Here is a 6,322-nt window from a genome sequence, read left to right as displayed (position 1 = left end):
CCATGGCGTAGCCGATGATGTGCGTGAAGGAGATCTTCCCGCCGCGGGCCCGCTTGAGGTGGTTGTTGATGACGATGCGGTTGTCGAACAGCAGCTTCACCGGGACCGCGCGCACGGACGTGGCCGTGGGCAGCTCCAGCGAGGCGTCCATGTTCTTCGCCACGGCGGCGGACGGGCCGCGCAGGGTCACCTGCTCGGGGCCCTCCTTGGCCTCGCCCGCGGGCTCGGCCTTCGCGGCGGCCGGCTTCGCGGCGGGGGCGGCGGCCTTCGCCGGAGCGGGAGCCGGAGCCTGGGCCGGCGGGGCCGGGGCCTGGGCGGCCGACGGGGCCGGTGCGGGCTGCGCGGCGGCCGGGGCGGGCGCGGGCTCGGCCTTCGGCTGCGCGGCGGCCGGCTGAGCGGTGGTGGTGGTCCCCGCGGCCCCCGCGGCCGCGGTACCCGCCGGAGCCGAGGCCGCAGGCGCGCCCGGCTTGTAGTCGGCGAAGAAGTCCCACCAGGCTCGGTCCACCGAGTTCGGGTCCTGGAGGTACTGCTGGTAGATCTCGTCGACGAGCCATTCGTTGGCACCGAAGGCCGCAGCGGGGTTCTTACCCGCTTGGTCGGTGTCGGTCGAGATGCTCGAGTTACTGGGGGACTGTGGCGACACGGCGTCAACCGCCCTCTTCCGCTTCGCAAGATGATGGACAGCGGGAATCAAGGCTACGCCTCCCGGAGCGAGAAGGTCAGGCCGGGCCCGTTCAACGTCGCGCAAGTCACATCTGGAGGGGTGTTTCGGCGCTGGAAATGGCGGGAAACAAGCGTGGTTCCGCTGCTCAGGGCCGCTTCAGGGATCGCTCGGCCGTGGCCCGGCGCGCACGGAGCGCCGGACCTGCGCCTGATCACACGTGTCCATCAGCGCGGACGTGGGTGGATCTTGTGGTTCCGCCTCGAACTGTACGTCAACCCGATACGGAAGACGCCCCTGGAAGAGTGACAAGAATCCGGCAACCCTTCTCGGATTCGGCCACTCCGATCCGGCCGCCGTGCAGATCGACGGCCCAGCGGGCGATCGCCAGGCCGAGACCGGTGCCGCCGTCGCTGCCGGGACCGTGCGGCCGGTCGGCGCTGCCGCGGTTGAACCGCTCGAAGACGCGGTGCCACTCGGTCCGCGGGATGCCGGGCCCCTCGTCCAGGACCTCCAGCTCCAGCGACTCCGGCTGCGGTCCGCACCGCGCCCTGACCGTCACGCGGCCGTGCGGCGGGCTGTGCTTGACCGCGTTGTCGATGAGGTTGGCGACGACCTGGTGGATGCGCTCCGGGTCGGCGTGCGCGATCAGCTCGGGCGGCGTCACGTCGAGGTGCAGATGGACGTCCGTACGCGTGTGGCTGCCGGATCCCGTGGCCATGCCCGCGCGGGCGGAGGCGACCATGTTGGCCTCCTTCAGCACGCCGGACAGGTACGGCCACACCTCGAACCGGCGCTTCTTCAGCGGGACGACGCCGTTGTCCAGGCGGGACAGGTCGAGGAGGGTCTCCACGAGACGTCCCAGCCGCTCGGTCTGCTTCAGGGCCGTGCGCATCGTCTCGGGATCGGCCTCGGTGACCCCGTCGACGATGTTCTCCAGCACCGCGCGCAGGCCCGCGATGGGGGTGCGCAGCTCGTGCGAGACGTTGGCCACCAGCTCCTTGCGCTGGCGGTCCTGGGCCTCCAGCTCGTCGGCCATGACGTTGATCGTCTGGGCCAGGTCGCCCAGCTCGTCGCGGCGGTTCTCGCGCACCCGGCGGGTGTAGTCGCCGTGCGAGATGGACCGGGCCACCGCGTTCATGTCGTCCAGCGGCGCGGTGAGCGAGTGCGCCACGAACTGCGTGATGAGCAGCGTGGCGATCATCGAGAAGACCGTGATGAAGCGCAGCTCCGTCTCGGTGCGCACCGCGATCATCGACAGCCCGGTGGTGATCAGCACCGAGATGACGACCAGCGCGCCCAGCTTGGTCTTGATCGAGAACGGGCGTGCACCGCCCCAGGGGGACTTCCCGGGGCCTCTGTGTCCGGCCGGCCCGCCGCTCATGGCGTCGGCGTCTCCAGGGCGTAGCCCACGCCGTGCACGGTGCGGATGCGCTCGGCGCCGATCTTGCGGCGCAGCGCCTTGATGTGGCTGTCGACGGTCCGGGTGCCGGAGGCGTCCGCCCAGTCCCACACCTCGGCCAGCAGCTGCTCGCGGGAGAGCACCGCGCGGGGGGTGTTCGCCAGGCACACCAGGAGGTCGAACTCGGTGGGCGTGAGGTGGACGTCCTCGCTGCGCACCCGTACCCGGCGCTGCGCGTGGTCGATCTCCAGTTCGCCCAGGCGCAGGATGCCGCTGCGCGGCGTCGTGGCCGCGAGGGCCGCCCGCTCCATGCGGCGCAGCAGCACGTGCACGCGGGCCGCCAGCTCCCGCATGGAGAAAGGCTTCGTCATGTAGTCGTCGGCGCCGACGCCCAGCCCGACCAGCATGTCGGTCTCGTCGTCGCGCGCGGTGAGCATCAGCACCGGCACGGGCCGCTGGGCCTGCACGCGCCGGCAGACCTCCAGGCCGTCGAAGCCCGGCAGCATGATGTCGAGGATCAGCAGGTCGGGCTGCCAGGCCTCCGCGGTGTCGACCGCGGACGGGCCGTCGCCCGCCGTTTGCACGAGGAATCCCTCGGCGCGGAGGCGGGTCGCGATGGCGTCCACGATCGTCGCGTCGTCCTCGACCACCAGGACCCGCCGCTGTGCGCCGGGGGTGGTCGCCGCCGTGCCGTTGTGGGAGGTGTGTGTCTGCTCCATCGCCCGCCCCTGAAGTGTGCTTTCCGGAATCCGTGGGGTGATCCGTCATCTGCGCATGACTGCGATTGACGCTTGAATGATCCGCGTCAGGGCAGCAGCGTACGGGGAGTTACCGCGTGTTTGCTATCCAGGGCGGACGCCGAGGTGCACGACGTCCGGAACGCCCCGGGCAACGGGGATCTCTTCGGTACGCACCTGATGGAACCCGGCATTCCGCAAGGTTCCCTCGAATTCCGGGGAGGGCTTGGCCGACCACACGGCGAGCACCCCGCGGGGCCTCAACACCCTTGCGCAGTCTGCCAGTCCGGCCGGTGAGTAGAGCCCGTCGTTGCCCTCGGTCACGGTCCAGTCGGGCCCGTTGTCGATGTCGAGGCACAACGCGTCGAACGTGTCGGACGTCTCATTGACGTATGCGACGAGATCCGCCTCGACGATCTTTGTGCGCGGGTCGGCGAGGGCTCCGGCGGAGAGTTCGGCCAGGGGGCCCTCGCGGTGCCAGCCGATGACGGCCGGCTCGCGCTCGACCACGGTGATCCGCCCCCAGCGGGGCTGCGCGGCGGCGTGTGCGAGCGAGAAGCCGACGCCGAGTCCGCCGATGAGGACGTGCGGGCCGGGACGCCGGCCGTGGCCCTCGCGCGCGTCGGCGGCGTCGAGTGCGGCCAGGGCGGCGTCGACGAGCCGGCGCTCCGAGCGGCCGTCGGAGGTGTCCATCAGGAAGCAGCCGTTCGCGATGATCTGCAGCAGGCCGCCGTGCCGACGCAGCACGACCTCGCCGTACGGACCCTCGCGGCGGTCCAGGACTTCGGGGACTTCGGGAATGTCGTACGGGGTGGGCATCCGTTCATCTTGGCAGCTCCCCCTCGCCGGTCCACCGGTCCGCGGGTGGACCCCCGGCCGTCACCGGGTGATCGCTCAGAGCGAACATGGCTTGGGGAACATTCGGCGACTCACGAGCATTGAGTCGGCATAACTCAACTTGACTGCCGAAGGGGAGATCATGGCTGCTGAGTCCACACCGCTCGCCCTGCCTGTGCTGCCGCTCGACGACGAGGTCGTGCTGCCCGGGATGGTGGTCCCGCTGGACCTGAGCGACACGGAGGTGCGCGCCGCGGTGGAGGCGGCGCAGGCCGCCGCGAAGAACGAGCCGGGCAAGCCCAGGGTGCTCCTGGTGCCGCGGGTCGACGGGACCTACGCCGGTACCGGCGTCCTGGGCACGGTCGAGCAGGTCGGCAGGCTGGCCGACGGTGACCCGGGCGCCCTGATCCGCGGCCGGAGCCGGGTGCGGATCGGCGCCGGGACCACCGGGCCGGGGGCGGCGCTGTGGGTGGAGGGCACCCGGATCGAGGAGAGCGTGCCCGAGCCGCTGCCGGGACAGGTGACCGAGCTGGTCAAGGAGTACAAGGCGCTCGCCACCGCCTGGCTGCGCAAGCGCGGCGCCTGGCAGGTCGTCGACCGCGTCCAGGCCATCGACGACGTCTCCGCGCTCGCCGACAACTCCGGTTACTCGCCCTTCCTGACCACCGAGCAGAAGGTGGCCCTGCTGGAGACCGCCGACCCGGTGGCCCGGCTGAAGCTCGCGACCCAGCAGCTGCGCGACCACCTCGCCGAACAGGACGTCGCCGAGTCCATCGCCAAGGACGTCCAGGAGGGCGTCGACAAGCAGCAGCGCGAGTTCCTGCTGCGCCGTCAGCTGGAGGCCGTCCGCAAGGAGCTGCGCGAGCTGAACGGCGAGAAGGAGGGTGAGGAGTCCGACGACTACCGCGCCCGCGTCGAGGCCGCCGACCTGCCGGAGAAGGTCCGTGAGGCCGCGCTCAAGGAGGTCGACAAGCTGGAGCGCGCCTCCGACCAGTCGCCCGAGGGTTCCTGGATCCGCACCTGGCTCGACACGGTCCTGGAGATGCCGTGGAACGAGCGCACCGAGGACGCCTACGACATCCGGGGCGCCCAGGCCGTGCTGGACGCCGAGCACGCGGGCCTGAAGGACGTGAAGGAGCGCATCACCGAGTACCTGGCGGTGCGCAAGCGGCGCGCGGAGCGCGGGCTGGGCGTGGTCGGGGGCCGGCGCGGCGGTGCCGTGCTCGCGCTGGTCGGTCCGCCCGGCGTCGGCAAGACCAGCCTCGGCGAGTCCGTCGCCCACGCGATGGGCCGCAAGTTCGTCCGGGTGGCCCTCGGCGGTGTCCGCGACGAGGCCGAGATCCGCGGCCACCGGCGCACGTACGTCGGCGCGCTGCCCGGCCGGATCGTGCGCGCCGTCAAGGAGGCCGGGTCGATGAACCCGGTGGTGCTGCTCGACGAGATCGACAAGGTGGGCTCGGACTTCCGGGGCGACCCGGCCGCCGCCCTGCTGGAGGTGCTCGACCCGGCCCAGAACCACACCTTCCGGGACCACTACCTGGAGGTCGAGCTGGACCTGTCGGACGTGGTCTTCCTGGCCACCGCCAACGTCCTGGAGGCCATCCCGGAGGCGCTGGCGGACCGGATGGAGATCGTCCGCCTGGACGGCTACACCGAGGACGAGAAGATCGTCATCGCCCGGGACCACCTGCTCCCGCGCCAGCTGGAGCGCGCCGGGCTCGGCGCGGACGAGGTGACGATCGAGGAGGGCGCGCTGCGCAAGCTGGCCGGCGAGTACACGCGCGAGGCGGGCGTGCGCACCCTGGAGCGGTCCATCGCCCGGCTGCTGCGCAAGGTCGCGGCCCAGCACGAACTGGGCGAGCGGGAGCTGCCGTTCACCGTGGCGGAGGGTGACCTGCGGGACCTGATCGGCCGGCCGCACCACGTGCCCGAGTCCGCGCAGGACCCGGCCGAGCGCCGCACCTCCGTCCCGGGTGTCGCCACCGGGCTCGCGGTGACCGGGGCCGGCGGTGACGTCCTCTACGTGGAGGCCTCCCTGGCCGACCCGGAGACCGGCGCGGCGGGGCTGACGCTGACCGGCCAGCTGGGTGACGTGATGAAGGAGTCGGCGCAGATCGCGCTGAGCTTCCTGCGCAGCCACGGCGCCGAGCTGGAGCTGCCGGTGGGCGACCTGAAGGACCGGGGCGTGCACATCCACTTCCCGGCGGGCGCGGTGCCCAAGGACGGCCCGAGCGCCGGCATCACGATGACCACCGCGCTGGCCTCGCTGCTCTCCGGGCGGCTGGTCCGCACCGACGTGGCGATGACCGGCGAGGTCTCGCTGACCGGGCGGGTGCTGCCGATCGGCGGGGTGAAGCAGAAGTTGCTCGCGGCGCACCGGGCGGGCATCACCACCGTGGTCATCCCCAAGCGCAACGAGCCCGACCTGGACGACGTCCCGGCGGAGGTGCTGGACAAGCTCGACGTCCACGCCGTCACCGACGTCCGCCAGGTGCTCGAGCTGGCGCTGTCGCCGGCCACGAACGGCGCGGCGCCGGAGGTTCCGGTCGCGGCGTGACGGGCGTGACCGGATGAGGGAAGGCCCGGGCCCCGTGAGGGAGGCCCGGGCCTTCACCGTGCGCCTTCACCGTGCGCCTTCACCGTGCGCCTTCACCGTGCGCCTTCACCGTGCGCCTTCACCGTGCG

At 71.9% G+C, this 6,322-nt stretch carries 4 protein-coding genes and 1 pseudogene; 1 reads left to right on the top strand and 4 read right to left on the bottom strand.

Annotated features, from left to right (window positions below; translation table 11 throughout):
* The 4 genes and pseudogenes from RIM90_RS18245 to RIM90_RS18230 all read right to left on the bottom strand — a co-directional run.
* Positions 1-643: pseudogene (locus RIM90_RS18245) on the bottom strand (2-oxo acid dehydrogenase subunit E2); the annotation flags it as partial.
* Between the two features lie 292 nt (positions 644-935).
* Entirely contained in the window at positions 936-2,045 is a 1,110-nt protein-coding gene (locus RIM90_RS18240; RefSeq protein WP_309061774.1) for a HAMP domain-containing sensor histidine kinase, read from the bottom strand.
* The gene (locus RIM90_RS18235; RefSeq protein ID WP_159535749.1) at positions 2,042-2,782 is read right to left on the bottom strand and encodes a response regulator transcription factor; all 741 of its coding nucleotides are present in this window, start codon (positions 2,780-2,782) and stop codon (positions 2,042-2,044) included. The genes RIM90_RS18240 and RIM90_RS18235 overlap by 4 nt, the downstream gene beginning before the upstream one ends.
* Positions 2,783-2,905: 123 nt before the next feature.
* Complete coding sequence (locus RIM90_RS18230) at positions 2,906-3,619, bottom strand: spermidine synthase (protein ID WP_309061773.1); 714 nt, start codon at positions 3,617-3,619, stop codon at positions 2,906-2,908.
* A gap of 160 nt (positions 3,620-3,779) precedes the next feature.
* On the opposite strand from RIM90_RS18230, the gene lon reads away from it, so the two are divergent.
* Positions 3,780-6,194: an endopeptidase La gene (gene lon, locus RIM90_RS18225; RefSeq protein WP_309061772.1), complete on the top strand. Its 2,415-nt coding sequence runs from the start codon at positions 3,780-3,782 to the stop codon at positions 6,192-6,194.
* Positions 6,195-6,322 lie beyond the last annotated feature (128 nt).

It is taken from the genome of Streptomyces sp. (assembly GCF_031181555.1).
Lineage (GTDB): Bacteria > Actinomycetota > Actinomycetes > Streptomycetales > Streptomycetaceae > Streptomyces > Streptomyces fimbriatus.
The sequence above is the reverse complement of the archived record's forward strand: the minus strand, read 5'-3'. Positions and strand labels throughout refer to the sequence as shown.